The organism is Paenibacillus sp. J22R160 (assembly GCF_059692135.1).
Map to the genome: position 1 here is coordinate 26,213 of NZ_JCAUAU010000012.1, position 26,106 is coordinate 52,318.

Consider the following 26,106-nt stretch of genomic DNA (forward strand, 5'->3'; position numbering starts at 1 on the left):
GAGTTGTAACTACGATGGCTTTGAAAGCAGGTATCGTCGGTCTACCGAACGTAGGAAAATCGACATTGTTTAATGCAATTACACAGGCGGGGGCAGAATCTGCAAACTATCCGTTCTGTACGATAGATCCGAATGTTGGGGTAGTTGAAGTACCGGACGAGAGATTGCACAAGCTGGTAGAGATGATTGTCCCTAAGAGCATTGTTCCGACAGCCTTTGAATTCGTGGATATTGCGGGTTTGGTGAAGGGCGCGAGCAAAGGCGAAGGGCTTGGAAATAAATTTTTGGCACATATTCGCGAAGTGGATGCCATTGTGCATGTTGTCCGTTGTTTTGAGGATGATAATATTACTCACGTCTCCGGTAAAGTAGATCCGATTGGCGATATCGAGACGATTAATCTCGAATTGATTTTGGCTGATATTGAGTCCGTTGAGAAAAAGATCGAGCGCTCCCGCAAAAACCTGAAGGGCGGCGACAAGAAAGTTGTAGCCGAGGTTGAGTGTCTGGAACGCATCAAGGAAGCTCTTTATAACGATCTGCCAGCGCGCAGCATCGATTTGAGCGATGATGAGAAGCTGCTCGTCCGCGATCTACACTTGCTGACAATGAAGCCGGTCCTTTATGCGGCCAATGTGAGCGAAGACGAAGTATCCACAGCAGATGAGAATCCATTCGTCAAAATCGTTAAGGAGTACGCGGAGAAAGAAAACAACGAAGTTGTTTCGATCAGCGCGAAGGTGGAGTCTGAGATTGCTGAGCTCGAAGATGAAGAAAAAGCGATGTTCCTCGAAGAGTTGGGACTTCAAGAGTCCGGCTTGAATAGATTGATTAAAGCCGCTTATCGCAAGCTTGGCTTGTATACGTATTTTACAGCTGGGGTGCAGGAAGTAAGAGCTTGGACAATCCGCAAAGGAACGAAAGCTCCTCAAGCGGCTGGTGTGATTCATACCGATTTCGAGCGTGGATTTATTCGTGCCGAGGTTGTGTCTTATACGGATTTGGTAACGGCTGGCTCCATGAATGGCGCGAAGGAAAAAGGGCAAGTGCGTCTGGAAGGTAAAGAGTACGTGGTGAATGACGGCGACGTTATGCATTTCCGATTTAATGTTTAATAAATGAAAAATAAAGAAAGGAGTGATCCGTTATGTTGGATCGACTTCAGTCCATTGTGGACCGCTATGAGAAATTAAGCGAGCTGCTGTGTGACCCGGATGTGACAAGTGACACAAAGAAACTTAGAGAGTATTCGAAGGAACAATCTGATCTTCAGGAAGCCTACGATGCTTATAATGAATATAAGAGCGTGAGCGAGCAGCTGGCAGACGCGAAAGCGATGCAGAACGAGAAGCTGGATGATGAAATGCGCGAAATGGTTAAAATGGAGATCGACGAGCTTAGCGAGCAATCGGCTAATCTGGAAGAACAACTCAGAGTGCTCATGATGCCAAAAGATCCGAATGACGACAAGAACGTCATCGTTGAAATTCGCGGAGCGGCAGGCGGCGATGAAGCGGCTTTGTTCGCAGGCGATCTTTACCGTATGTATACCCGCTATGCGGACGGGCAAGGCTGGAGAACGGAAATTCTTGATGCTTCCGTCAACGATTTGGGCGGATTTAAAGAGATTATTTTCATGATCACAGGGAAAGGCGCTTTTAGTAAGCTGAAGTTTGAGAGCGGAGCGCACCGTGTACAACGTATTCCAGTAACAGAATCAGGCGGACGTATTCATACTTCCACTTCGACAGTGGTCGTGATGCCTGAGGCGGAAGAAGTTGAGATCATTATTAATGACGCGGATATTCGCGTAGATACCTTCTGTTCGAGCGGAGCGGGCGGTCAGTCCGTTAATACGACGAAATCAGCAGTTCGCGTGACGCACGTGCCTACGGGCATTGTTGCAACTTGTCAGGACGGCAAATCGCAAAACTCCAATAAGGAGCAAGCGCTTCGCGTACTGCGCGCACGGATTTCGGATAAGATACGTGAAGAAGAGGAAGCGAAATACTCAGGCGAACGTAAAAGCAAAGTCGGTACAGGTGACCGTTCGGAGCGAATTCGCACGTATAACTTCCCACAAAGCCGTATCACGGATCACCGGATTGGTTTGACTTTGCATCGTTTGGAAACTGTCCTAAACGGCGATATGGCGGAGATTGTTTCTGCATTAACCATTGCTGCACAGTCCGATGCTTTAGATAAAGGGGAGCAGGCAATGTGAGACCGACTGCCTCGAGGACGATTAGAGAAGCCTATGTAGAGGCTTCTTCTTTTTTAGGGAAGCTGGGCGTAGCCGAGGCGGCTTCCTGTGTGGAGCTTCTGCTGCAGCACCTCCTGGGCTGCAGTCGGACTGAGTTGCTGTTCCGCTTCCAGGAACAGTTCCCAGCTGAGCTGGAGGGCGCTTGGCGCCAGCTGGTGGAGAGGAAGGCCGCGGGTGAGCCGGTACAGTATGTAATCGGCGAGCAAGATTTCTACGGCCTTACGTTCGCGGTTAGCCCGGCGGTGCTGATTCCGCGGCCGGAGACAGAGCTGCTCGTGGAGGCTTTGCTCCGCGAGGGCTCGCGTCTGTTCCCGCAAGGCGCTCCGCTGCTTGCGGATGTTGGCACCGGGAGCGGCATTATCCCGGTGACCGTTGCTCACGCGCGCCCGGACTGGCGCGTGGCCGCCAGCGACATCTCCGCGGCAGCGCTGGAGATGGCCCGCTCGAACGCGCAGCGCCACGGCGTGGCTGCGCGGGTGGAGTGGCTCGAAGGCGACCTCCTCGAGCCTTATATGGAGCGCCGGATCGCTCCGGATATACTGGTGTCTAACCCACCGTATATTCCTGATGGCGAGCTCCCGGCGCTGATGCCGGAGGTGCGGCTGTTCGAGCCGCACACGGCTTTGTTCGGCGGTGTCGAGGGTCTCGACCTGTACCGCCGGATGATTGGGCAGCTGCCGCTCTTGCCGCGAATCCCGACTGTGGTCGGGTTCGAGGTCGGCATCGGGCAGGCGGAGGCTGTGGCGGCGATGCTTCGCGCCGCCGCGGATTGGGAGGAGATCCGGTTCGTGCCGGATCTCCAGGGGATTGATCGCCACGTGATCGCGATCCGGGCGCGGGAGCTTTAGGGCTCTTGCTCTGTACTCACTTGATCTGTACTCACTTGATCTGTACTCACTCGGCTATTAGGGAACTATAGTCCGCTATTCGCTTGCAAAGGCACGTCTTCCACCTGTAAGGGAACTATGGTCCGCTATATTGCGGCTTTGGCTTGAAAAACGTGCCATAGGGCTTAAATAAGACCCTGTAGTTCCCCAGAAAGAGGAAACAGCCCGTTCTCCTCGCAATAGAGGACTCCAGTTCCCTTAAGATGAGCGGAATTCTGGTTTCACTCTTACAACTCTATCAATTCTACCAAATTTAAATAGATTGCTAGGTTTAGCCTCTCCTCTTTTTGCCTATACTGGCTAGTAGAAGCGAAGGGAAAGGGGCTTTTCCTCATGGTAAAAAGAACGGATCGTCATTCATTCAAGCACTTATTATTCGTGGCTTTTGCACTTATTGTTATGATAACTAGTTGGGAATCCAATCGTACGAATGCGGCGGTTATTTCGCCTACAATACCGGAAGAATCGATTCGTTTACGCATTCTAGCAAACTCTGATTCTGCGCAAGATCAAGCACTGAAACGCGAAATTCGAGATGCGATTATTGTGCGTATGCAGGACTGGGTTGTTGGTCCGCACTCTCTGGATGAAGCTAGAGCGGTAGTTTTGGCTCATTTGCCGGAGTTCGATGCGCTTGTCGGACAAATGATTGAATCCCGTGGTTATCGTTATACACATACGGTCGAACTTGGCAAAGTCCCTTTTCCAACGAAAATGTACGGTAACGAAGTTTACCCTGCTGGTGATTATGAGGCGCTTCGCGTCATGATTGGCAGTGGGGAAGGTCAGAATTGGTGGTGTGTGTTGTTTCCGCCGCTTTGCTTTGTAGATTCTGTTTCAGGAGAAGCGGTGGCAGCCACCGCTGTTGTAGCCAAAACAGAGGGCCAAGACAAGAATAAAACTTCACCTGCACCAACAGCAAAAGCAAAAGACAGTAAAGTAGCTCAACCAACGGTCGAACAAATTAAAGAGATGAAAGCAAGCACGGAAGAGCAAGTGCAGCCTGTTACAGTTGCTACTGCAGCAGACTCACAGCCCAAAGTGAAATTTTTCATCTGGGAAATGACTAAAAAGATCGTTTCATGGTTTAGTTAGTATGTGGTTTAGTGAATTTAATTAGTAACTACAATTTCATTTTGGAAGTAAGGATGATAGATCGTGACAAAGTACTGGAAAGTGGACCCGGATAGGGTTAGTAGCAGGGGTGGAGAATTATCAGATGCCGCAGCGCTTCTGCGGGACGGAAACACTGTAGCTTTCCCTACGGAAACGGTATACGGCCTCGGTGCTGATGCTACGAATACTTCTGCGGTAGAACGTATTTTCTCAGCCAAAGGACGGCCGTCGGATAATCCACTGATCGTCCACATCGCGGATGCCGGGCAGCTCTCAGATCTCATCGAGCCGGGCAGTGTCACACCTGATCATCATAGGCTCATGGAGGCTTTCTGGCCTGGCCCTCTTACTATCGTGCTGCCTGTGAAAACAGGCAGCATTTCACCGTTGGTGACGGCCGGTCTTATGACGGTAGGCGTACGTATACCTGATCATCCTGTGGCCCTGGAGCTGCTTCGCAAAACAGAACTTCCTATTGCAGCACCAAGCGCCAACAGTTCTGGCCGACCGAGTCCAACACAGGCATCACATGTTCGAGAAGATCTTGACGGTCGAATCGGAGGTATTGTGGATGGTGGCGGGACGGGTGTCGGTGTTGAATCGACGGTAATTCAGCTTTTAGACGGCCAGCTATATATTTTGCGCCCAGGCGGCGTTACGGCAGAGCAGCTGCAGGCCACGTTGCCAGCTATTCGAATTCATGAGGCTGAACAGGGAGATGTGCAGGTTTCGGAAACACCCAGGGCTCCGGGGATGAAGTATACGCATTACGCGCCAAAAGGATACATGCATATTGTATATGGAGACGACGCAGCTGCAGTGGCTGCTTGGATTCAGCGCGACATTCATGCCGCTATGGAGCGAGGGGAATCGACGGGTATCCTTACTTTTGATGAAAGAGCCTCTCAATTTGAAGCTGATTTGGTCATTGCCTGCGGCTCGTTAGCTGAGCCAGAAACAATTGCCCAGGAGTTGTATGCTGCATTAAGGCAATTTGATCAGCAAGAGATTCAGTATATTGCCGCAGAAGGTTGTCCGGAAACGGGTATTGGTCAGGCGATTATGAATCGTCTGCGCAAGGCAGCCGGTCATCGGCTTGTACGTGTTTAGCTAGCATGATTCCCAGTTTGTCCGCATATCTTGGTTAAGAAAGCGGACAAGGGGGACAGCACTTATGCTCGTAACTGGCGTTGAATTTGGACAGACAATCACCATATTCATCATGGCGATAGCCTTGGGTTTGGATGCTTTTTCCTTGGGAATTGGTATCGGCATGAAAGGGATTCGCTTGGTGGATATTTTAAAAATAAGCATTGTGATTGGTATTTTTCACATCATAATGCCATTAATGGGCATGTTTATGGGACAATATGTCTCGCTCCTGCTTGGTAATGTGGCCACTGCAGCTGGCGGATGTTTGCTCATTCTTTTGGGCTCTCATATGATATATAGTTCGATCCGCGGAGAGGAAGCAACTTCTTTTGATTATAGATCTTTATGGGGGCTTACGATTTTCGCGCTTAGTGTGAGTATAGATTCGTTCTCAGTAGGTGTATCCTTGGGGATGTTCGCGACGGATATCCTGTTAACTGTGCTTGTATTTGGTTTGTTCGGCGCGTTGCTCTCTGTAGCCGGATTATTGGTCGGCAGACGGGTGAATGGCTGGGTTGGGGAGTATGGCGAAGCGTTTGGCGGGCTTATTTTGCTCGCGTTTGGGATCAAGTTTTTGCTATGATACAATAGAGGCGGAGCAGGCTCTGCCTATGTTAATTAGAAAGTTTCTTTAGGAGGATCACATGTTGCGAATTCTATTTGTCTGTACAGGAAATACGTGCCGCAGTCCATTAGCCGAAGGTTTGCTGCGTATCAGGGTGCACCAAGAAGGACTTGCGGCGGAAGTTCGTTCAGCAGGAGTATCCGCGATGACGGGCGCTCCGATCTCCCGAAATAGCGCAGCACTGCTGCAAGAAGCAGGATTCAAAGAGTCCATTCGTTCATTAGCGATTCAGGAGTCTGAAGTGAAGTGGGCAGATATCATTTTGACGATGACGATGGGGCATAAACGTACGGTTATCCAGCGGTTCCCAGGTTCGATTGATAAGATTTTTACACTCAAAGAATATGTAGAGGACGATCATCGGATCCTTCAGGCGATAGAGGAAAGGGAAAAGCTGGTGACGGAAGTTCAGCTTAAGCAGGCTCTTTCACAAACGGTAACCGCCCAAGAGAGAAATCGGATTTATTTGCTTGAAGATTCAATTCCAGATTACGATATTTCTGACCCGTTCGGAGGCCCATTGGAGGTTTACCGGCAAACGGCGGTTGAAATTAGCGGAAGTTTAGATAAATTGGTTAAAAAGCTTCGCGAGCGAAAAGTTGACCCGCAGACTGGGAAATGATTTGCGGAGACATCTTTACACCTCGCGTATAATGCGATAAGATGGATGTATCAAGCAAGACTCAATGTAACTGGCGACGAGTGGGAGTAACCACAATGGAGCATTGAGCTATACGGCCGGTCGCCTGGGCAAAAGAGCAACGCGCTATTTCTAGCGTGTCCGCTCTTTTTTTCGTTTTCTGGTGGACTTTGGGATATAATAGAATGGTCGAATTCGAACAAGCAAAGGAGCGTTCTATCCATGAAAATTGCCTTAGGTGCGGATCATGCAGGCTACCGTTTGAAAGATGTTATCATTCCTTTTATTGAATCATTAGGCCATCAGGTCATAGATTATGGGTGCAGCTCAGCAGATTCCGTTGATTACCCGGATTATGCGATGAAGGTTTGCGACGATGTAGTCTCAGGCCAAGCTGACAAGGGGATTCTGATCTGCGGAACAGGCATCGGGATGTCGATCGCCGCGAATAAGGTGCCAGGCATCCGTTGTGCATTGGTCCATGATCTATTCTCAGCAAAAGCGACGCGGGAGCACAATGATACGAATGTACTAGCCATAGGCGAGCGTGTCATCGGACCGGGTGTTGCCGAGGAAATCGTGAAAATTTGGCTGGAAACAGAGTTTTCACAAGGTGTCCGTCACCAGAACCGCATCAACAAGTTGCAAAGCATTGAAGATCGCTTCGCGATTCATCCATAAGGGTGACCACAATGACAAATTCCATACTTCACACGATCGCAGAGGATTTGGAAACAAATCTTCGTGAGTTGGTTAAGGTGGGCAATCTACGGCCAGGCCAAATTCTGGTCATTGGTACAAGCACGAGTGAAATACTCGGACATCGGATTGGAACATCCGGGACGCTGGATGCAGCTCGGCCGATTTTTGAAACGGCGCAGCGCATCAGCCGCGAGTTCGGTTTGCACTTGGCATTTCAGTGCTGCGAACATTTGAACCGCGCGCTTATCGTCGAGGAAGATCTATTCGCGATCTCCCCTCAGCTTGAGCCTGTGTCGGTCATTCCTGTGCCAAAAGCCGGCGGTTCAATGGCCTCATACGCGTATCGCCACTTCGCGAAGCCTGTTGTCGTTGAGACGATTCAGGCACACGCCGGGATTGATATTGGCAGCACGCTGATCGGGATGCATTTGCGCCGCGTTGCTGTGCCTGCACGGCCGCCCGTGCGGAATATTGGTCATGCTTATGTGACCATGGCGTTTACACGGCCTAAACTGATTGGTGGCACAAGAGCTGTCTATACACCGGAGACTGCCGAACAGCTCTATCAGCAAGCCGCGCCAGATGCGGATTGCTAGGCTAACTTATAGATATCAACTATCCTTTAGGAGGAATTCCATATGACAAACTTTCTAAACAAACAAGATCCAAAAATCGTAGAAGCAATGAATCTAGAACTGGGTCGTCAACGCGACAAAATTGAGCTTATCGCTTCTGAAAACATCGTAAGCCAAGCCGTCCTTGAAGCAATGGGTACAGTGCTGACAAACAAATATGCAGAAGGTTACCCAGGCAAAAGATACTACGGCGGCTGCGAATACGTAGACATCGTAGAAGATATCGCCCGCGATCGCGCGAAAGAGCTTTTCGGAGCTGAGCACGCGAACGTTCAACCGCACTCTGGTGCGCAAGCAAATATGGCTGTTTACCTAGCAGCTCTAAACCCTGGTGACACAGTTCTAGGTATGAACCTGGCACATGGTGGTCACTTAACACACGGCAGCCCTGTTAATGCTTCCGGTATTCTTTACAACTTCGTTGCTTACGGTGTAAGTGAAAAAGATTTCCGCATCGACTATGATGATGTTCGTAAAGCAGCTTTCAAACATAAGCCTCGCATGCTTGTTGCTGGTGCAAGTGCATACCCGCGCACAATTGATTTCGAAGCTCTGGCTTCTATCGCTAACGATGTAGGCGCATTGTTCTTCGTTGATATGGCGCATATCGCTGGTCTAGTTGCTGCTGGCTTGCACCCGAACCCAGTGCCACATGCACATTTTGTTACAACTACAACGCACAAAACGCTTCGCGGTCCTCGCGGCGGTATGATTCTTACGCGCAAAGCTTGGGCAGCAGCGATTGATAAAGCCGTATTCCCTGGTTCCCAAGGCGGTCCTTTGATGCACACCATTGCTGCAAAAGCCGTTTCCTTCGGTGAAGCTCTGCAACCAGATTTCAAAACTTACGGTCAAAACGTCATCAACAACGCGCAAGCATTGGCGACTGCACTGACAGCTGAAGGCATTAACCTTGTATCCGGCGGTACAGATAACCACTTGATGCTGGTTGATCTGCGCAACCTGAACATTACAGGTAAAGACGCTGAGCACGTGCTTGATGAAATCGGTATTACGGCGAACAAAAATGCGATTCCTTTTGACCCAACTAGCCCGTTCATCACTAGCGGTATCCGCTTAGGTACACCGGCTGTTACGTCCCGCGGTATGAATGAAGAAGCTATGCAAACAATCGCGAAAGTAATCGCACTTACATTGAAAAGCCCGAAAGACGAAGCTGTGCTTGAGAAAGCTCGCGGCATGGTGAAAGATCTGACGTCGCAATATCCGCTGTACCCAGGTTTAACTTACTAATCAAAAAATAGAAAAGGGCTGTATCAGAGGTCATCAACGACCTTTGGATACAGCCCTTATTTTTTTACACTGCGGCATGACTCACCTTTTGCTCCGCTTCCTTCAGGCTCGGCAGAATGGATGCCATCAAGCCAATTCCGGCTACGCCGGTCAGCAGAATGAACAGCGCCATCGCACCGGATGGCAGAAAACCACCGATGATCATGTTCAGTCCGCTAAGCATAATGGCAACGCGATTCGTCATGCTGCTGAGTGCCATATAGGAGCTGCGGGCGTGGTCGGGGACAAGTTGTACAAGCAGCGATTGTTTTAAAGGTACATAGGTCAGTTCTCCTATAGTGGCAATGAGCATAAGCAGCATAAGCATCATCGGTTGGCTGCCGAATACAAGGTAGGTATAGCCGGCCACGTTAAGAAACATGGCGAATAGCATCATTCTGGTGTCAGAATTTCCTTTGAGCAGGCGGCCAACAAAGAGGGAGAGCAGGACAACGGCAAGCGTATTCTCCGTTCGTAGGACGCCGACTAGCGGCAGACCGTCTATGGTGGCTGACATGCCTGGAAACCAAGGCGTGTGATGGATATCTTGAGCGAGCCGGATACCGATATAGCCGTTTAAATTCATTTCGACCGAGACGATGAGTACACTGGAGATTAGATAGATGAGGAATCTGCGGTCGCGCAGTACCTCTTTATACCGAGTATACATAGATATACGTTTAGGACTTGAAGGTTGAACTCCGTCATCATTAATCTTAATTACTTCGGCTGGCATCGTTTCTGTCATGAAAAAGGTTGTTACCAGAAGCGCAACGAGTGACATTCCGCTAGCAACAAATAAAAGCTCAAAGAGGTAGTCGCTAAAGAAGAAACCACCAATCATCCCCGCAACGGAAATGGCCAGATTGTTGGACCAATAATTGATCCGATAGATGGCTTTGCGAGTATCGGGTCCTGATACATCAATCAACATGGCTTCCACAGCGGGCTTGCTTAGCCCCCAAGATGCTGTGCTGATCACTGTCATGAGGAGCGTGAGTCCTGCGGAATGCCAGATCGGCGAATTGGCGAAGGTCATGATGACATAAGCCAGCAGGGCAACGCCTTCCCCGATTAGCATCATTTTTTTGCGTCCGACCCGGTCGGCGTAATGACCGCCAATCGTGGCGCTGATTAGAGCCACAGTAATCGAGATGGTTGTCGCTGTGCCGGCGATGGTCGTGCCAAGTTTACGCGCAAAATAAATTGACATGAATGGAATGACCATATTGCTGAGTATGTTGGTCAGAAAGCTTAGAGCAATGCGCAGTCGCACATTAGGATGGAATTGAAAGAATGTCATGCGCAATCACCTATTTCATCGTATCGTCAACGTCTGTGTTCACCCATCATAACAAATGACCATGAGTTAAAAAGTGTACAGAGCAATGGAAAACTTTCACCTTTTATCCCATCTGCAGACGGTTGACGAAATGGCAAGGCAGAACTATACTCTTTGGTAATTCGTGTAAAAGGAGGGGACTTTCATGCAGCTTGCCTTGCAATATGCGCAGTTGAAAACATCAATAACGCGTGTTTCACAGATCCCCCACACGTATATGGACGTGCCTGTCTCCGTTGAAGAAATTTCCGGATACCTGTATTGTACGGAACGCAATGTGAAAATTTTGATTCGCAAAATGACCGAAATGGGTTGGATTGTATGGACGCCGGGGCGGGGCCGCGGACACCGCTCGACGATTCGGTTTCTGGTTCCAGCAGAGGATGTTCTGATGGCGGAAGCCAAGATCCATGTTGAACAGGGAAACTTGAACCATGCGATGAGTTTGTTTCAAATGGAAGGCTTAGACGGGAGTGTAATGGATCGATTCCTGGCCTGGCTCGGCAGTTATTTCGGATATAAAGGCAACTGTGAGTCGGGAAATCCTGAAACCCTGCGCCTGCCGATGCAGATTCGTGTGTTGACGCTAGATCCTGTCGATGTCCTATTCTCGCGAGATCTCCATTTTGTGAAGCAAGCCTTTGACACGCTGCTCTATTTCAATCCGCTATGCGGCAGTCTAGAGCCGGGCTTGGCTCATGAGTGGGCATGCAATGCCAATGCGACGATATGGACCTTTTATTTGCGAAAAAGGGTGCGATTCCATCACGGCCGGGAGCTGACGGCAGACGATGTTGTGTTTTCATTGAATCGGCTGCGTTCGCTCGGCACAGAGGATTCACCGAATCGTTGGTTGTTGAAATCCGTAAAAGAAATTCGCGCAGTCGACCGGTTGACAGTTCGCATGGAGTTTGATGCGCCGAATTATATGCTCCCACACTATGTTGGTTCCTACCAGGCAGCGATTGTTCCTGCTGATGTTTACAGTGCGAGTAAGGTTGCAGATACCAGCATGCTGCCGGTTGGCACAGGTCCTTTCCGGATTACGAGACACGATGCGGGAGGCGTAACGTTAGAGGCTTTCGAGGATTACTACAAGGAGTGCGCTCATTTGGATCGCATCGAGCTGCTCTATGTTCCGGATAACGTCAGTGAACGAAGATGGCAGCAGTTGAATTTCCAGATGGGGAAGCTTAACCATTATAAACAGCCTGCCCCCGCGCACTGGTTTAAAAAAGAAGTGATGATGCTGGGCTCCAGCACGGTTGTGTTCAACTTTCGCAAAAATGGTCCCCAGCAAGCGTTGCAATTCCGTCAGGCTATTCAGCTTATCCTGAACCGCTGCGGATTGATAAAGGAACTAGGCCTTTATCACGCGAGGCCTGCTGCCGATTTCTTGCCGTCGGATTCGCCGGCAGATGAGCCTGACGATCATCAGCCAGAGCGGGCGAGGGAGCTGCTCAGAGAATGCGGATATCAAGGTGAACCCATTACCATGATATTTACACTGAAGAACCAGCCTCAAGCCGAATGGATTCATGCTCGCTGTCAGGAAGTGGGTATTCCCGTTATACTGAAAATGTATACCTTTGAGCAAATGACAAAGGTGCCGCTGCTGATAGAGGCCGATGTCATCATAGGCGGAGTTGTTGCGGATGATGACGAGGCTCGCTGTTTAGTAGAGATGTATAAAGTAGGCAACCTAGCGGTTCGTGCCTGTGCAACGGATGAGCAGCGGCAAGTTTTTGATGATACCGTTGCTGCTATTGAAAATGAGCCTGACAGCCAGGCGCGTCTGCAACGAATTCGCAGCATGCAAGATTTAGTATCAAATAACTGCGCCGTCCTATTCCTTTTGCATACAACGCAGCAATTGGTGTACAGCCCTCATTTACAAGGCATAGCGTTCAATACGCTGGGATGGTTCGATTTCAAAAACATCTGGTACCGTCCGGAGCCCGTGGAAGAATAGATCAGACGCTAAGCCGCTTGGGAGATGCTCTCAGGCGGTTTTTTATGTAAATAAGGATATTCATGGTAGGTTTGGTTTTTCGGAGGATAAGTTGGATAACATATGATATAATGAACGAGGTTTGTCGTACCTTGACGCTAAAATGGGTAAAATACATATAACATTGTTGTTTTTTAGGAGGAAATTATGGGGAAGTTATTTATTTGTGATCATCCGCTTATCCAACATAAGCTAACCTTTATTCGGGATGAGAATACCAAAACGAAAGATTTTCGGGAGCTCGTAGATGAAGTGGCGACTTTAATGGCTTATGAGATTACGAGAGATATTCCGCTTGAGCATGTTCAGGTGAAAACACCAGTAACAACGGCGAATTGCCGGATTATTTCCGGAAGAATGCTGGGGCTTATTCCTATTTTGCGCGCAGGATTAGGAATGGTTGACGGTGTGCTTAAACTGATTCCAGCTGCAAAAGTAGGACATGTTGGTCTATACCGTGATCCGGACACGCTGCAGCCTGTCGAATATTATGTGAAGCTGCCGACGGATGTCCTGGAGCGGGAGCTCATTGTGATCGACCCTATGCTCGCAACAGGCGGTTCAGCGAATGCAGCGATTGAAGTGTTGAAACGCAGAGGCTGCACACAAATGAAGCTGATGTGTTTAATCGCTGCGCCAGAAGGAATCAAAGCGGTTCAACAAGAGCATCCCGATGTGGATATTTATGTGGCGGCCGTGGATGACTACTTGAATGATCATGGCTATATCGTACCTGGATTGGGAGATGCGGGAGATCGTCTATTCGGCACAAAATAAGCTTACGATGGGGGAGAAGAACCAATGAAACGTTTGAAAGTCATTACGATCTTCGGAACTAGACCTGAAGCGATTAAAATGGCTCCGCTAATTAAGGAGCTGGAGAAGCATCCTGAACATATCGAGTCTCTCGTTTGCGTGACGGCTCAGCATCGCCAGATGTTAGATCAAGTGCTCGACATTTTCAAAATTACACCGGATTATGACCTTAACGTCATGAAAGACCGTCAGACGCTGAATGAAATTACGATGCGTGTACTGCAAGGCTTGGAGCCTGTCTTCCAAGAGGCGAAGCCGGATCTGATTCTCGTGCACGGCGATACGCTGACAACATTCCTTGCCAGCTATGCGGCATTTATGCAGCAAATCCAAGTTGGACATGTCGAAGCGGGTCTTCGTACGTGGAACAAAATGTCGCCATATCCGGAAGAAATGAACCGTCAATTGACGGGCGTTTTGGCGGATCTGCATTTTGCACCAACACAGCAATCAGCTGACAATTTGCGCAAAGAAAATAAATCGGAATCTCAAATCTATGTAACAGGGAATACAGTTACGGATGTTTTTCAATATACGGTGCAGGAATCCTTCGAACACCCTGTTTTAGAGTGGGCTGAAGGCCGTAGGCTGATCTTGATGACAGCGCATCGCCGTGAAGCTCAAGGGGAGCCGCACCGCCAAATTTTCCGTGCTGTGAAGCGTATCGCTGATGAGTTTGAAGATATCGCCATCGTTTATCCCGTGCACCCGAGTCCAGCGGTCAAAGAGCCTGCGCACGAAATTCTAGGCAACCACCCACGCATTAAGCTGGTAGAGCCATTCGATGCTAGTGAGTTCCATAACTTCTATCCGAAGACACATATGATTCTAACAGACTCAGGCGGTCTTCAAGAGGAAGCGCCGTCCTTTGGTGTGCCGGTGCTTGTGCTCCGTGATACAACTGAGCGTCCGGAAGGCATTCAAGCGGGCACTTTGGAGTTAGTTGGAACAGACGAGGAGAAAGTCTACGAGCGTGCTCGCGCACTGTTGACAGATCCAGATTTATACAACAAAATGAGCCAATCTGCTAACCCTTACGGCGATGGTAAAGCATCGCAAAGAATCGTTCAAGCGATTCTGCATCACTTTGGCAAGGTCTCGGAGCGTCCTGAAACATTCTAACCGTGACAAAATCATGACAAACGCTACAGCGTACAGTTCGACTGTTTGGTTTGGAAACTCGCAAACCTTAGAGCCGCAAGGCTCTGAGGAGTTTCGGGCTGCGGGGACTGTTAAGTTTCGTCAATTGACAAACCTCGCATTGCTTCGATACAATAAATGAGGATTCGTAGCACTATGTCTACGAAACAGGTTTTCCTCAGCGGAAAGCCTTCAGGAGGGATGCTATGAAACGGCAAAACCCCAATGATAATCCGTGGCGAGCAGTAGCGTTAACTAGTGCGATCGGCATTGACCTGGCAGTTTGTTTAGGAGCCGGATACTTGTTCGGTGATTGGCTGACACGCGTACTAGGTGGGCAATTCTGGTTGTTAGGCGGATTTCTGCTAGGGCTTGTAACCGGAATCATTAGCATTTACTTCATGATAAAGCGGTACGGAGGGCTATGATGGATGAATTTTCAGCCACTCTGAAAACGGTTCAAAATGTGTTTCTTTTCTTTTTATCCTTTTGTTTGGCTGCATGGGCGCTTCTTGTCGATTACCGGGTTTACTTTGCCGGCATTATGCTTGGATCTATCGTGAGTATGATCAATGCAAGGTTCTTGGCCTGGAAGATTAACAAGTTGGCAGCAGCTGCGATAGAGCAGAAAGGGCGCAAGGTGACCCTAGGTTTTCTGACAAGAGCAGCAATTGCTGGCTTCGCAGGTTTGGTTGCCGTTCGGTATCCGGAACATGTCGCTTTAACCACGACGATTATTGGATACTTTTTTGCTCAATTGGCAACACTCGTACTGGGTATTCTTTCTATTAGGAAGTCTAAGAAGTAATTCCATTCGATGAAAGGGGTGAAAATGGAAAACATGGAACATCACGTACCAGAATTTGAGTGGTTAGGTATTCACTTCGACGCATCAGCACTTATGATGATCGGAATTACCACTATTATCGTGCTTATCCTTGCAATCGCAGGGGCTAGCCGTGCATCCGTAACGAATCCTTCGAAAATTCAAAACTTCATGGAATGGACGATTGAATTTGTAGAAGGCATCATTGGAAGTACGATCGGTTCTAAGCATGGCAAAGGCTTTATCGCGCTTGGTCTTACGCTCATTATGTACATCTTTATCGGCAACATGCTCGGCCTTCCTTTCTCAATCGTAACGGAAGATCATGTGTCATGGTGGAAATCACCGACCGCTGATATCGCTGTAACAGGAGCACTAACGGTTATCGTTATCGTACTAAGTCACTACTTAGGCATAACGCGTAACACGAAGCATTACTTCGCGCATTACTTTGAGTACAAAGGGGCAATGTTGATCCTTCATTTGATTGAAGTCGTATCAAAGCCGCTTACGCTCGCTTTCCGTCTTTACGGTAACATTTATGCAGGTGAAATTATGATATCTGTCATCATCGGAGCTGGTTGGTTTGGAATTGCACCACTCTTTGTATGGCAGGGCTTCAGTGTGTTCGTAGGTGCGATTCAAGCGTTCGTATTTACAATGCTAACAATGGTTTACATCTCACAAACGTTGATCCATGAAGAACATTAAGAGTAAGACTTACCTCGGGTAGTCTCGAGTCACTTATACACAAAACAAACCTAAGAGTTTAAGGGAGGATTTTATCAATGGGAGCAATAGCATTAGTAGCAGCAGGTATCGTATTCGGTTTAGGAGCACTAGGTGCAGGTATTGGTAACGGTTTGATCGTAGGTCGCGCTTTGGAAGGTATTTCCCGTCAACCAGAACTACGTGGTACGCTTCAAACAACTATGTTTATCGGGGTAGGTCTAGTAGAGGCAATGCCGGTCGTTGCATTGGTACTTGCGTTCATCTTTATGGGGAAAGCTTAAGAAACCGTTTGGCGGGGATGGCCGTAGTCGCCACCACGCCTTCGTTTTGCCCACGTTATCAGAAGGGAGTGACGTTACTTGCATATTGAATGGTCCACATTTTGGATTCAACTTATCGCGTTCTTAATTTTATACGTGCTACTTTCCAAGTTTGCGTTCGGCCCTTTGTTCGGCATGATGGAGAAACGCAGACAATTAGTTAAAGATCAAATTCAAACAGCTGAAGCGAGCCGCAAGCAAGCTGATCAACTGTTAGAGGAACAAAAACAAGCTCTGCAACAAATGCGTAAGGAAGCATACGATATCATCGAGCAAGCGAAACAAACAGGCTCTAAACAAGCTGATGATATTGTTCGTGCAGCTGGAGCAGAAGCAGCTCGTCTGAAAGATGAAGCTTTAAAAGATATCGAGAACGAGAAGAACAAAGCGGTTGCCGCTCTTCGCAGCCAAGTTGGCGCGATGTCCGTTCTGATTGCCTCCAAAATTATTGAAAAGCAAATCGACGAAAAGTCACAAGAGCAATTGGTTGAGCATTACCTCAAAGAGGTAGGAGGCAACGTATGAGTGACATCGTCGTAGCGAAGCGTTATGCCAGAGCTCTTTTTGAGGTAGCCAAAGATAAAGGAATTATTTCCCAAGTCGAAGAAGAGCTGAAATCTGTAGCTAGTGCGATTAGGGACAATGCAGACTTGCAGAAGTTCCTGAACCATCCGAACATCGGGAACACCGTCAAAACGGACCTGCTGAAGCAGATTTTTGAAGGCAAAGTTTCCGAGCCGGTGTGGAACACGCTGCTGGTCTTGATTGATAAAGGAAGACAAGCCATTTTGTCCGCTCTTGTGGGCGATTATGTGAAGATTGCGAATGAAGCGCTTGGACAAGCGAGTGCAACGATTTATGCCGCTTTTACGCTGACAGAAGCTCAACAAGCGGAAATTGCATCACATTTCAGCAAAATTACGGGAAAAACAATTCGTGTTGAGACTGTTGTTGAGCCTAAGCTGCTCGGCGGCATTCAAGTGCGTATTGGAGACCGTTTATATGATGGAAGTTTGGCAGGCAAGCTAGATCGCCTATCCAAAGCACTGGTTTAATAACAAGCACTGTAAGAATAGGGGTGACGTTCGTTGAGTATCAAACCTGAAGAAATCAGCTCATTGATTAAGCAACAGATTGAAAACTATAAATCCGATATGCAAGTGGTTGATGTAGGTACAGTCATTCAAGTTGGGGACGGTATCGCTCGTGCTCATGGTTTGGAAAACGTAATGGCAGGCGAATTGCTTGAGTTTTCAAATGGCGTTTTGGGCTACGCGTTTAACCTTGAAGAAAGCAACGTAGGTATCGTTATTCTCGGACCTTACAAAGATATCCGTGAAGGCGATCCAGTAAAACGCACAGGTCGTATCATGGAGGTTCCTGTAGGGGAAGCTTTGCTCGGCCGTGTTGTTAACTCCTTGGGTCAACCCGTTGATGGTCAAGGACCTATTGCTACAACAGAATTCCGCCCTGTAGAGAACATGGCTCCAGGCGTTATGGCTCGTAAATCCGTTCATGAGCCAATGCAAACAGGTATCAAAGCGATTGACGCGATGGTTCCAGTTGGCCGTGGTCAGCGTGAGTTGATCATCGGTGACCGTCAAACAGGTAAAACAGCGATTGCGATCGATGCGATCCTGAACCAAAAAGGCAACGGCGTTAAATGTATCTACGTTGCAATCGGTCAAAAACAATCCACAGTCGTAGGCGTTGTTGAAAAACTTCGTGCTGCTGGCGCTTTGGACTACACAATCGTTGTAACAGCATCTGCTTCCGAGCCTTCACCAATGCTTTGGTTGGCTCCATATTCAGGCTGCGCAATGGGCGAGTACTTCATGTACAAAGGCGAGCACGTATTGATCGTATACGATGATTTGTCCAAACAAGCGGCTGCATACCGTGAGTTGTCCCTCTTGCTACGTCGTCCACCAGGTCGCGAAGCATACCCAGGTGACGTATTCTACTTGCACTCCCGTTTGCTGGAGCGCGCTGCGAAATTGAACGATGAGCTTGGTGGCGGTTCGATTACGGCACTTCCATTCATCGAGACACAAGCAGGCGACATCTCCGCTTACATTCCGACGAACGTAATTTCCATTACGGACGGTCAAATCTTCCTTGAGTCCGACCTGTTCTACTCCGGTCAGCGTCCAGCGGTTAACGTTGGTAACTCTGTATCCCGTGTAGGGGGCTCCGCTCAAACGAAAGCAATGAAAAAAGTTGCCGGTACACTGCGTGTAGACTTGGCTCAATACCGTGAGCTTGCTGCCTTCGCAGCGTTCGGTTCTGATCTTGATAGAGCAACAAAAGCCCGCCTTGATCGTGGGGTTCGCACACTCGAAATCTTGAAGCAAGGCGTGCATCAGCCGCTTTCCCTAGAGAAACAAGTTTGCTCCCTGTACACGGTTGTTAAAGGCCACTTGGATGACATTCCAGTACAAGACGTAACTCGTTTTGAAGCGCAATTCTTGGCTTACTTGGAATCCAACCGTACGGAAATTTTGAACAGCATTCGTGATACCAAAGATATTACTGCGGATAACGACAAAGCGCTGGTTGATGCTATCAACACATTCAAAAAGAGCTTCGCAGTTTCTGAATAAAATTTGAATACCTGCGCTTTTCTTCGTGAAAAGCCAGGTACTCCGTTTATGCCTGAGATTGGGTGCAAGCTGCCTGAGATCAGGCCTTCGAATGAAGGCTTTCCAAAGCCTCAAAAGAGAGGTGACAGGTATGGCAAAAGGAATGCGCGAGATTAAGCGCCAAATCAAATCGACACAAAACACGAAGCAAATTACGCGCGCGATGGAGATGGTTGCAGCTGCGAACTTGCGTCGAGCTCAGCAAGCTGCGGAAGCGGCTCGTCCTTACTCGGATAAGCTGAAAGAAGTAGTGGCTAGCATTGCTGCAGGCTCCAAGGGTGTGAAACACCCAATGCTGCAAACACGCGAAGTGAAGAAAACCGCTTACTTGGTAATCACTTCGGATCGTGGTTTGGCTGGAGGCTACAACGCAAACGTATTGCGGAAAGCTATGACGGAGATTCGCGAAAGACATCAATCCCCGTCGGAATATGCTGTTTTCGTAATCGGACGTAAAGGTAGCAATTTCTTCAAGAAACGTAATGTTGAGATCGTTCAAGAAGTTACAGGACTTCCGGATTCTCCGAAGTTCTCGGATATTAAATCAATTGCTGCTTCTGCTGTTGCTAATTTTGAGAAGGGCGCGTACGACCAATTGTTCTTGGTGTACAACAAATTCCAAAATGCAATTAGTCAGATACCAACCATGGTTCGCTTGCTTCCTATGGAAGATGTAAAAGGTGCTTCAACGGCTAGTTACGAGTACGAGCCGTCAGCAGAAGGCGTTCTAGAAGTGTTGCTGCCTAAATATGCGGAAACAATTATTTACAGCGCAGTATTGGAAGGTAAAGCAAGTGAGTTCGGTGCGAGAATGACAGCGATGAACTCCGCAACGAAAAATGCAACGAAGATGATCAGCAGCTACACATTAGCATACAACCGTGCACGTCAAGCTGCCATTACGCAAGAAATTGCGGAAATCGTCAGCGGCGCGAACGCGAACGCTTAATTGATAAAACGCCTCGCTTAGAGGCGAAGCTTTTCTTAGGAGGGAAACCATGAGCAAAGGGCGCGTTGTGAATATTACAGGGCCTGTCGTCGACATTGAGTTCGGACGCGGACAACTCCCTGAAATTCTGAATGCAATCAAGATTGAAAAAAATGAAGGCGGAAAATCGGTTACGATTACGGTTGAAGCGGCGGTTCACCTTGGTGACAACCTCGTTCGTTGCGTAGCGATGTCTTCCACTGACGGACTTGTGCGTGGCGCTGAAGCTACTGACACAGGAGTTCCAATTACTGTACCTGTAGGTGCAGCAACTTTGGGACGCGTGTTCAACGTTGTTGGAGATCCTATTGATGGGATCGAAACGGTTGACCGTACGTTGACTAGTCCAATTCACAAAGAAGCTCCTCCTTTCGAGAGCTTATCCACGAAATCAGAAGTTCTTGAAACAGGAATTAAAGTTATTGACCTTATGGCTCCTTACGCAAAAGGTGGTAAAATCGGTCTCTTCGGTGGTGCGGGTGTAGGTAAAACCGTAACCATGCAAGAGTTGATTCACAACATTGCGCAAGAGCACGGCGGTATCTCCGTTTTCGCAGGCGTTGGTGAGCGTACTCGTGAAGGTAATGACCTTTACCACGAGATGAAAGACTCCGGCGTTATCGAGAAAACAGCGATGGTATTCGGTCAAATGAACGAGCCTCCAGGCGCGCGTCTTCGCGTAGCTTTGACTGGTTTGACAATGGCTGAGTATTTCCGTGATGTTGAAGGCAGAGACGTTCTTCTGTTCGTAGACAACATCTTCCGTTTCACACAAGCAGGTTCCGAGGTTTCGGCTTTGCTTGGACGTATGCCATCTGCGGTAGGTTACCAACCGACATTGGCTACAGAAATGGGTCAATTGCAAGAGCGTATTACATCCACGAAAAAAGGTTCCGTAACTTCGATTCAAGCGATTTACGTTCCTGCGGATGACTATACAGATCCAGCTCCAGCTACAGCGTTCGCTCACTTAGACGCGACAACGAACTTGGAGCGTAGTATCGCAGCTGCGGGTATCTTCCCAGCGGTAGATCCACTTGCTTCCTCTTCCCGTATCTTGACGCCAGAAATTCTGGGCGAAGAGCACTATAAAGTAGCACAAGGTGTTAAACAAGTTCTTCAACGTTACAAAGAGCTTCTGGATATTATCGCGATCTTGGGTATGGATGAGTTGTCCGATGAGGATAAACTAGTTGTTACTCGTGCGCGCCGTCTCCGTCTGTTCTTGTCTCAGCCGCTTCACGTTGCTGAGCCGTTCAACGGTTTCCCGGGCTTGTATGTGCCATTGAAAGAAACTGTGCGCAGCTTCAAAGAAGTTCTTGAAGGTAAGCACGACAACCTTCCTGAAGTAGCGTTCCACAACGTAGGTACGATTGAGGACGCAATCGAGAAAGCGAAAACGCTGTAAGGTTACCTTTGGTAAACTGCGCGTTAGCTGAGGAAGGAGAATCCAAGTGAGTACATTCCTACTTGAAATTGTTACTCCTGAGCGCAAAGTGTACGCTGAACAAGTGAACATGGTAGTCGCAAAGGGTGTCGAAGGGGAGCTTGGAATTCTGCCGAACCACATTCCACTCGTGACTCCATTGAAAATCAGCTCGATTACTGTGAAGAAGCAGGGCTCCAAAGACGAGATCATCGCAGTGAACGGCGGATTCATGGAAGTGCGTAAGGACAAAGTGGTCATACTGGCGGAAAGCGCCGAGCTGCCAGAACAAATCGATGTGGATCGTGCGAGAGCAGCGAAAGAACGTGCGGAGAAACGTCTTGCGGAAATTAAGCAAGATAACGTTGATTTCAAACGTGCGGAAGCCTCTTTGCAAAGAGCATTGAACCGGATCAGCGTGTCCGGCAAATCATAGATGTTTGACGAAAAAGCGGTGGAACTTAGGTTCCGTCGCTTTTTTTCGTTGCCACGGTTTAATTTTGATAAATATGGAAATTCTACTCACAAAGTATGTAAAAGATAGGGCTTGGAATTAGTCATCGACTCCCCTGAGCTCTTTTGGTATAATATTGAAGGTGATTATTACCAATTTGAATCAATGATTTGAGTAAGTAAATAAGAATGGAGGCGGTTACATTCAGATGATGTATACAAATAACTATGTAATCGTAGCGATTTTTCTTGGGTTAGGTATTCTCCTCCCGGTGGTAGCGCTTACGATAGGCAAATGGTTAAGACCGAGCAAACCCGTTGTGGAGAAGTATACGACGTATGAGAGTGGGAACGAGCCTGTTGGTGAAGGGCAAATCCGGTTTAACATTCGATACTATTTGTTTGCTTTGATGTTTGTCATCTTTGATGTAGAGACCGTGTTCCTGTATCCCTGGGCTGTTGCTTTTAATCAGCTTGGACTTTTTGCTTTAGTGGAAATGTGTATTTTTGTAGCCTTGCTAGCCATAGGATTAATATACGCTTGGAAGAAGAAGGTGCTGCAATGGACTTCAGTCTAGAGTCGATCTCCCCAGAAGAACGCGAAGAGTTGAACCGTAACGTATTTATGACGACACTGGAGCAGGTGAAAGCTTGGGCTCGCAGTAATTCACTTTGGCCTTTAACGTTTGGTCTTGCTTGCTGCGCCATTGAAATGATGGGTACAGGCGGGTCGCATTATGATTTGGACCGTTTTGGAGTCATCTTCCGTACGTCCCCTAGGCAATCCGATGTGATGATTGTAGCAGGGACAGTTACGAAGAAAATGGCTCCTTTGCTGCGCCGTCTTTATGAGCAAATGCCTGAGCCGAAATGGGTTATCGCTATGGGCTCCTGCGCGACTGCGGGCGGCCCGTACGTGAAATCGTACTCCGTTGTCAAAGGTGTCGATCAAATCGTTCCGGTTGATGTCTACATACCGGGTTGTCCGCCTAATCCGGCGGCGCTCATCTACGGAATCAACAAGCTTCAGGAGAAGATTCGCTATGAAGCGAAGACTGGTAAGCAGGTGATCAATCGATGAGTGAGGATAAGAAGCCGGAGGAGAAGGTTGAGGTCGAGCAGACGGCCTCTGCGGAAGAGTCCAAGACTGAGGGGAATTCAGAGCAGACGACGCCTGCTTCCGGGGAAAAGCCGGCCAGCGAAACGCCGGCGGCTGAAGCGGCGGAGAAGTCGGCGGAAGGCGCTCCCGTGCGGGAGCTGACCGCCGAAGAGAAGGCCGCGGAGCGCGCCGCGGCGAGAGCCGCCCGCCTCGCGGCGAAGGCGGCTGCCGCTGAGCCGACGGGCGAACCCACGTCGGCAGCAACACCATCTCCGGAAGCTGCAGGGGATGACGAGAAGGCGGCCAAAGCGCAGGCCGCCGCAGAAGCACGCGCAGCGCGAGCTAGCGCGCGCGGAGCGAAGACCGATGCGGCGGAGCCTGCCGCGCCGAAGGAGCCTTCACCGAACCATCCGCTGCTGGACCGGTTGGTCGCAATCTTGAAAGAGGGCGTAGGCGAAGACGCCGTCGTCGATAACTTCATTAACGAAAGGGACGGGCACCGTCCTTACGTTGTCATTCACAGCTCCCGCTGGCCGGAGGCTGCGGTGACGCTGCGGGATCACGAAGAGCTGCGCTGCGACTACTTGCGCAATCTCTCCGGTGTGGACCAAGAGACGCATCTGGAGGTGGCGTATCATCTGCTTTCCCTCACTCACAAGCGCGAGTATTGTGTGAAGGTGAAAACAGATCGGGATCAGCCAAGCATCCCTTCTGTCGCTCCTGTGTGGCCAACCGCGAATTGGAATGAGCGGGAAGTGTATGACTTACTGGGGATTGATTTCCCAGGGCACCCCAACCTAGTAAGAATCATGATGCCTGACGATTGGGTCGGCCATCCACTGCGCAAAGATTACGAACCGCTTGACCCGGAGGTGTAGCATTTGTTACGGACAGAAGAGCTCCTGCTAAACGTTGGTCCTCAGCATCCAAGTACGCATGGCGTTTTCCGCGTGATCGTGAAGCTGGATGGAGAGATCATCAAAGAAGCTATACCCGTTATGGGCTATCTACATAGAGGAACAGAGAAACTGGCTGAGAATCTGAGCTACACGCAAATTATTCCATATACAGACCGTATGGATTATGTCTCTGCTATGACGACGAACTATGTTCTTGTTCATGCCGTAGAGAAAATGATGGGTCTGGAAGTCCCGGAACGTGCGGAATTTCTTCGTTTGATCGTGATGGAACTTCAGCGGATTGCTTCCCATATGGTGTGGTGGGGAACGTATTTGCTGGATATCGGAGCCATGAGTCCGTTCTTATTCGCTTTCCGTGATCGGGAAATTATCATTGACCTGTTCAATGAGCTTTGCGGAGCCCGTTTGACTTACAACTACATGCGTGTAGGCGGGGTAAAATGGGACGCTCCAGAGGGTTGGATCGATAAAGTTAAGCAATTTATCCCGTATATGTACGGCAAATTGGAAGAATATCATACCCTTGTATCCGGAAATGAGATTTTCCTCTCCAGGATTAAGGGCGTAGGTAAATATGATGCCGATACAGCCATTGCATACGGGCTTAGCGGCGCTAACTTGAGATGTACAGGGGTTGACTGGGATATCCGCAAAACGCAGCCATACAGCCTATACAATCGCTTTCAGTTCGATGTGCCTGTACGAAGCGGCGGCGATTGTTACGATCGCTATCTAGTCCGCATGGAGGAAGTAAAGCAGTCCCTGCGCATTCTAGAGCAAGCTGTGGCACAGTTCCCGGAACAAGGCGAAACCATGGGCAAAGTACCAAGGGTTATTCGTCCTCCAGAAGGAGAAGTGTATGCGGCTATCGAGTCTCCTCGTGGAGAGATCGGCTGCTATATTATTTCCCGAGGCAAGCAAGAACCATTCCGTTTGAAATTCCGCAGACCGTCCTTCGTAAATCTACAAATACTGCCCAAACTCCTGGTCGGTGAATCGATGACCAACCTGATTACGATACTGGGCGGCATCGATATTGTCGTTGGGGAGGTGGATGCCTAATGGTAAATTTGTTGGAAGAGAGTCTTACATGGACGAACTTCTTCGTTTTCCTTTTCTGGGGCATCGTTATGCTGCTGTTGGTCCTTGGCTTCGTTACCTATGCGATCTACTTTGAGCGGAAGGTCATTGGCTGGATGCAGCTGCGGATCGGGCCGAACCGGACGGGGCCGTTCGGGCTTTTGCAGAGCGTCGCGGACGTGTTTAAACTACTCATTAAAGAGGATACCATTCCCAAAAAGGCGGAGCGCGAGCTGTTCATTTTGGCGCCTGTCATTACGTTCATTCCTTCGTTTACGATTATTGCAGCGATTCCTTTTTCGGATCGTATGTTTAATGCGAATTTGAATGCCGGTTTGCTTTATTACGTTGCCCTTACGGGGATTTCTACGATTGGGATTATTCTTGGTGGCTGGGCGTCAAACAACAAATATGCACTGTTAGGCGGTATGCGTTCAGCAGCGCAAATGATCAGTTATGAGGTGCCGCTCGTCATCTCCGTTATCGGGGTCATCATGATGACAGGCAGTTTAAATCTGCATACCATCGTTGACCACCAAGCTGGGGGTTTCTGGCATTGGAATTTCATTCCTCAGATTCTAGGCTTTATCATCTTTGCCATTGCCGGTGTATCAGAGCTTAACCGGACGCCTTTTGACTTGCCGGAAGCAGAATCTGAGCTTGTTGCAGGCTACCACGTGGAATATAGCGGCTTCCGCTTTGCTTTTTTCATGCTATCGGAGTATGTATATGTGTTTATTATTGCTTCATTAACGAGCCTGATTTTCTTAGGCGGTTGGCATTCACCATTCCCATTCCTTGATTTTATTCCAGGGATCCTTTGGTTCTTGCTGAAATTCTCCCTCGTTGTGTTCGTCTTGTTCTGGCTGCGGGCGACATTGCCTCGCGTTCGGATTGATCAGCTCATGGGATTCGGCTGGAAAGTGCTGCTGCCATTGGCGCTAGTCAATATGCTGGTGACGGCGATCATTATGACGATCTTTTAACAAAGCCTAAAC

General features: G+C 48.8%; 29 protein-coding genes and 1 riboswitch. Of the genes, 28 read left to right on the forward strand and 1 reads right to left on the reverse strand.

Annotated features, from left to right (window positions below; genetic code table 11):
- Positions 1-14: 14 nt before the first annotated feature.
- The 10 genes from ychF (at position 15) to glyA (ending at position 9,274) form a co-directional block, all read left to right on the forward strand.
- On the forward strand, positions 15-1,115 hold the full coding sequence (gene ychF, locus AC58UW_RS21520; RefSeq protein WP_167055315.1) for a redox-regulated ATPase YchF: 1,101 nt from the start codon (positions 15-17) through the stop codon (positions 1,113-1,115).
- 32 nt (positions 1,116-1,147) lie between these two features.
- Positions 1,148-2,224: a peptide chain release factor 1 gene (prfA, locus tag AC58UW_RS21525; RefSeq protein WP_497422659.1), complete on the forward strand. Its 1,077-nt coding sequence runs from the start codon at positions 1,148-1,150 to the stop codon at positions 2,222-2,224.
- Complete coding sequence (gene prmC / locus AC58UW_RS21530) at positions 2,221-3,111, forward strand: peptide chain release factor N(5)-glutamine methyltransferase (protein WP_497422660.1); 891 nt, start codon at positions 2,221-2,223, stop codon at positions 3,109-3,111. The genes prfA and prmC overlap by 4 nt, the downstream gene beginning before the upstream one ends.
- A gap of 372 nt (positions 3,112-3,483) precedes the next feature.
- Entirely contained in the window at positions 3,484-4,245 is a 762-nt protein-coding gene (spoIIR, locus tag AC58UW_RS21535) for a stage II sporulation protein R (protein WP_497422661.1), read from the forward strand.
- A 63-nt stretch (positions 4,246-4,308) separates the two neighbouring features.
- On the forward strand, positions 4,309-5,376 hold the full coding sequence (locus AC58UW_RS21540) for an L-threonylcarbamoyladenylate synthase (RefSeq protein ID WP_497422662.1): 1,068 nt from the start codon (positions 4,309-4,311) through the stop codon (positions 5,374-5,376).
- Positions 5,377-5,440: 64 nt separating this feature from the next.
- On the forward strand, positions 5,441-6,001 hold the full coding sequence (locus AC58UW_RS21545) for a manganese efflux pump MntP (RefSeq protein ID WP_497422663.1): 561 nt from the start codon (positions 5,441-5,443) through the stop codon (positions 5,999-6,001).
- A 61-nt stretch (positions 6,002-6,062) separates the two neighbouring features.
- Entirely contained in the window at positions 6,063-6,665 is a 603-nt protein-coding gene (locus tag AC58UW_RS21550; RefSeq protein ID WP_497422664.1) for a low molecular weight protein arginine phosphatase, read from the forward strand.
- Between the two features lie 56 nt (positions 6,666-6,721).
- Positions 6,722-6,802, forward strand: a riboswitch (ZMP/ZTP riboswitch).
- A gap of 103 nt (positions 6,803-6,905) precedes the next feature.
- Positions 6,906-7,364 carry a ribose 5-phosphate isomerase B gene (gene rpiB / locus AC58UW_RS21555; RefSeq protein ID WP_497422665.1) on the forward strand — a complete coding sequence of 153 codons (459 nt, stop codon included), beginning with the start codon at positions 6,906-6,908 and terminating at the stop codon, positions 7,362-7,364.
- An 11-nt stretch (positions 7,365-7,375) separates the two neighbouring features.
- Positions 7,376-7,981, forward strand: a complete 606-nt coding sequence (locus AC58UW_RS21560; RefSeq protein WP_497422666.1) for a TIGR01440 family protein — start codon at positions 7,376-7,378, stop codon at positions 7,979-7,981.
- A gap of 42 nt (positions 7,982-8,023) precedes the next feature.
- A complete protein-coding gene (gene glyA / locus AC58UW_RS21565) occupies positions 8,024-9,274 on the forward strand; it encodes a serine hydroxymethyltransferase (RefSeq protein WP_497422667.1) in 1,251 nt (416 codons plus the stop codon).
- Between the two features lie 64 nt (positions 9,275-9,338).
- Here the strand turns inward: glyA and AC58UW_RS21570 are convergent, their stop codons facing one another.
- Positions 9,339-10,616: an MFS transporter gene (locus AC58UW_RS21570; protein WP_497422668.1), complete on the reverse strand. Its 1,278-nt coding sequence runs from the start codon at positions 10,614-10,616 to the stop codon at positions 9,339-9,341.
- 184 nt (positions 10,617-10,800) lie between these two features.
- On the opposite strand from AC58UW_RS21570, the gene AC58UW_RS21575 reads away from it, so the two are divergent.
- From AC58UW_RS21575 to nuoH, 18 genes are all read left to right on the forward strand, one after another.
- On the forward strand, positions 10,801-12,627 hold the full coding sequence (locus tag AC58UW_RS21575; RefSeq protein ID WP_497422669.1) for an ABC transporter substrate-binding protein: 1,827 nt from the start codon (positions 10,801-10,803) through the stop codon (positions 12,625-12,627).
- A gap of 186 nt (positions 12,628-12,813) precedes the next feature.
- Positions 12,814-13,443 (forward strand): uracil phosphoribosyltransferase, encoded by a 630-nt coding sequence (gene upp, locus AC58UW_RS21580; RefSeq protein ID WP_477498360.1) that lies wholly within the window; start codon positions 12,814-12,816, stop codon positions 13,441-13,443.
- 24 nt (positions 13,444-13,467) lie between these two features.
- The gene (wecB, locus tag AC58UW_RS21585) at positions 13,468-14,604 is read left to right on the forward strand and encodes a non-hydrolyzing UDP-N-acetylglucosamine 2-epimerase (RefSeq protein WP_497422670.1); all 1,137 of its coding nucleotides are present in this window, start codon (positions 13,468-13,470) and stop codon (positions 14,602-14,604) included.
- Between the two features lie 224 nt (positions 14,605-14,828).
- The gene (locus AC58UW_RS21590) at positions 14,829-15,050 is read left to right on the forward strand and encodes an AtpZ/AtpI family protein (RefSeq protein ID WP_497422671.1); all 222 of its coding nucleotides are present in this window, start codon (positions 14,829-14,831) and stop codon (positions 15,048-15,050) included.
- Positions 15,050-15,430, forward strand: coding sequence for an ATP synthase subunit I (locus AC58UW_RS21595; protein WP_497422672.1), 381 nt, complete (start codon positions 15,050-15,052; stop codon positions 15,428-15,430). The genes AC58UW_RS21590 and AC58UW_RS21595 overlap by 1 nt, the downstream gene beginning before the upstream one ends.
- Before the next feature lie 24 nt (positions 15,431-15,454).
- The gene (gene atpB / locus AC58UW_RS21600; protein ID WP_240159598.1) at positions 15,455-16,159 is read left to right on the forward strand and encodes a F0F1 ATP synthase subunit A; all 705 of its coding nucleotides are present in this window, start codon (positions 15,455-15,457) and stop codon (positions 16,157-16,159) included.
- A gap of 77 nt (positions 16,160-16,236) precedes the next feature.
- On the forward strand, positions 16,237-16,461 hold the full coding sequence (gene atpE, locus AC58UW_RS21605; protein ID WP_028556930.1) for a F0F1 ATP synthase subunit C: 225 nt from the start codon (positions 16,237-16,239) through the stop codon (positions 16,459-16,461).
- A 78-nt stretch (positions 16,462-16,539) separates the two neighbouring features.
- Positions 16,540-17,025, forward strand: coding sequence for a F0F1 ATP synthase subunit B (gene atpF / locus AC58UW_RS21610; RefSeq protein ID WP_145668580.1), 486 nt, complete (start codon positions 16,540-16,542; stop codon positions 17,023-17,025).
- On the forward strand, positions 17,022-17,555 hold the full coding sequence (locus tag AC58UW_RS21615) for a F0F1 ATP synthase subunit delta (RefSeq protein ID WP_145668579.1): 534 nt from the start codon (positions 17,022-17,024) through the stop codon (positions 17,553-17,555). The genes atpF and AC58UW_RS21615 overlap by 4 nt, the downstream gene beginning before the upstream one ends.
- 33 nt (positions 17,556-17,588) lie before the next feature.
- Entirely contained in the window at positions 17,589-19,103 is a 1,515-nt protein-coding gene (gene atpA, locus AC58UW_RS21620; protein WP_497422673.1) for a F0F1 ATP synthase subunit alpha, read from the forward strand.
- 130 nt (positions 19,104-19,233) lie between these two features.
- Positions 19,234-20,091 (forward strand): ATP synthase F1 subunit gamma, encoded by an 858-nt coding sequence (gene atpG / locus AC58UW_RS21625; RefSeq protein ID WP_497422674.1) that lies wholly within the window; start codon positions 19,234-19,236, stop codon positions 20,089-20,091.
- Between the two features lie 49 nt (positions 20,092-20,140).
- Positions 20,141-21,538, forward strand: a complete 1,398-nt coding sequence (gene atpD / locus AC58UW_RS21630) for a F0F1 ATP synthase subunit beta (RefSeq protein WP_497422675.1) — start codon at positions 20,141-20,143, stop codon at positions 21,536-21,538.
- A gap of 46 nt (positions 21,539-21,584) precedes the next feature.
- Positions 21,585-21,992: a F0F1 ATP synthase subunit epsilon gene (locus AC58UW_RS21635; protein WP_497422676.1), complete on the forward strand. Its 408-nt coding sequence runs from the start codon at positions 21,585-21,587 to the stop codon at positions 21,990-21,992.
- A gap of 229 nt (positions 21,993-22,221) precedes the next feature.
- Positions 22,222-22,587, forward strand: coding sequence for an NADH-quinone oxidoreductase subunit A (locus AC58UW_RS21640; protein ID WP_145668664.1), 366 nt, complete (start codon positions 22,222-22,224; stop codon positions 22,585-22,587).
- Positions 22,572-23,090: a NuoB/complex I 20 kDa subunit family protein gene (locus tag AC58UW_RS21645; RefSeq protein ID WP_127453417.1), complete on the forward strand. Its 519-nt coding sequence runs from the start codon at positions 22,572-22,574 to the stop codon at positions 23,088-23,090. The genes AC58UW_RS21640 and AC58UW_RS21645 overlap by 16 nt, the downstream gene beginning before the upstream one ends.
- Complete coding sequence (locus tag AC58UW_RS21650; RefSeq protein ID WP_497422677.1) at positions 23,087-23,986, forward strand: NADH-quinone oxidoreductase subunit C; 900 nt, start codon at positions 23,087-23,089, stop codon at positions 23,984-23,986. Before AC58UW_RS21645 ends, AC58UW_RS21650 begins: the two co-directional genes overlap by 4 nt.
- 3 nt (positions 23,987-23,989) lie before the next feature.
- A complete protein-coding gene (locus tag AC58UW_RS21655; RefSeq protein WP_497422678.1) occupies positions 23,990-25,090 on the forward strand; it encodes an NADH-quinone oxidoreductase subunit D in 1,101 nt (366 codons plus the stop codon).
- Positions 25,090-26,094: an NADH-quinone oxidoreductase subunit NuoH gene (nuoH, locus tag AC58UW_RS21660; RefSeq protein ID WP_161406574.1), complete on the forward strand. Its 1,005-nt coding sequence runs from the start codon at positions 25,090-25,092 to the stop codon at positions 26,092-26,094. The genes AC58UW_RS21655 and nuoH overlap by 1 nt, the downstream gene beginning before the upstream one ends.
- The last annotated feature ends 12 nt before the right edge of the window (positions 26,095-26,106 follow it).

What these genes read in the sequence shown, in the direction of transcription:
- ychF (WP_167055315.1), top strand. Translation starts at nt 15, where the DNA reads ATGGCTTTGAAAGCAGGTATCGTCGGTCTACCGAACGTAGGAAAATCG.
- prfA (WP_497422659.1), top strand. Translation starts at nt 1,148, where the DNA reads ATGTTGGATCGACTTCAGTCCATTGTGGACCGCTATGAGAAATTAAGC.
- spoIIR (WP_497422661.1), top strand. Translation starts at nt 3,484, where the DNA reads ATGGTAAAAAGAACGGATCGTCATTCATTCAAGCACTTATTATTCGTG.
- AC58UW_RS21545 (WP_497422663.1), top strand. Translation starts at nt 5,441, where the DNA reads ATGCTCGTAACTGGCGTTGAATTTGGACAGACAATCACCATATTCATC.
- AC58UW_RS21550 (WP_497422664.1), top strand. Translation starts at nt 6,063, where the DNA reads ATGTTGCGAATTCTATTTGTCTGTACAGGAAATACGTGCCGCAGTCCA.
- rpiB (WP_497422665.1), top strand. Translation starts at nt 6,906, where the DNA reads ATGAAAATTGCCTTAGGTGCGGATCATGCAGGCTACCGTTTGAAAGAT.
- AC58UW_RS21560 (WP_497422666.1), top strand. Translation starts at nt 7,376, where the DNA reads ATGACAAATTCCATACTTCACACGATCGCAGAGGATTTGGAAACAAAT.
- glyA (WP_497422667.1), top strand. Translation starts at nt 8,024, where the DNA reads ATGACAAACTTTCTAAACAAACAAGATCCAAAAATCGTAGAAGCAATG.
- AC58UW_RS21570 (WP_497422668.1), bottom strand. Translation starts at nt 10,616, where the DNA reads ATGACATTCTTTCAATTCCATCCTAATGTGCGACTGCGCATTGCTCTA.
- AC58UW_RS21575 (WP_497422669.1), top strand. Translation starts at nt 10,801, where the DNA reads ATGCAGCTTGCCTTGCAATATGCGCAGTTGAAAACATCAATAACGCGT.
- upp (WP_477498360.1), top strand. Translation starts at nt 12,814, where the DNA reads ATGGGGAAGTTATTTATTTGTGATCATCCGCTTATCCAACATAAGCTA.
- wecB (WP_497422670.1), top strand. Translation starts at nt 13,468, where the DNA reads ATGAAACGTTTGAAAGTCATTACGATCTTCGGAACTAGACCTGAAGCG.
- AC58UW_RS21590 (WP_497422671.1), top strand. Translation starts at nt 14,829, where the DNA reads ATGAAACGGCAAAACCCCAATGATAATCCGTGGCGAGCAGTAGCGTTA.
- AC58UW_RS21595 (WP_497422672.1), top strand. Translation starts at nt 15,050, where the DNA reads ATGGATGAATTTTCAGCCACTCTGAAAACGGTTCAAAATGTGTTTCTT.
- atpB (WP_240159598.1), top strand. Translation starts at nt 15,455, where the DNA reads ATGGAAAACATGGAACATCACGTACCAGAATTTGAGTGGTTAGGTATT.
- atpE (WP_028556930.1), top strand. Translation starts at nt 16,237, where the DNA reads ATGGGAGCAATAGCATTAGTAGCAGCAGGTATCGTATTCGGTTTAGGA.
- AC58UW_RS21615 (WP_145668579.1), top strand. Translation starts at nt 17,022, where the DNA reads ATGAGTGACATCGTCGTAGCGAAGCGTTATGCCAGAGCTCTTTTTGAG.
- atpG (WP_497422674.1), top strand. Translation starts at nt 19,234, where the DNA reads ATGGCAAAAGGAATGCGCGAGATTAAGCGCCAAATCAAATCGACACAA.
- atpD (WP_497422675.1), top strand. Translation starts at nt 20,141, where the DNA reads ATGAGCAAAGGGCGCGTTGTGAATATTACAGGGCCTGTCGTCGACATT.
- AC58UW_RS21640 (WP_145668664.1), top strand. Translation starts at nt 22,222, where the DNA reads ATGTATACAAATAACTATGTAATCGTAGCGATTTTTCTTGGGTTAGGT.
- AC58UW_RS21645 (WP_127453417.1), top strand. Translation starts at nt 22,572, where the DNA reads ATGGACTTCAGTCTAGAGTCGATCTCCCCAGAAGAACGCGAAGAGTTG.
- AC58UW_RS21650 (WP_497422677.1), top strand. Translation starts at nt 23,087, where the DNA reads ATGAGTGAGGATAAGAAGCCGGAGGAGAAGGTTGAGGTCGAGCAGACG.
- nuoH (WP_161406574.1), top strand. Translation starts at nt 25,090, where the DNA reads ATGGTAAATTTGTTGGAAGAGAGTCTTACATGGACGAACTTCTTCGTT.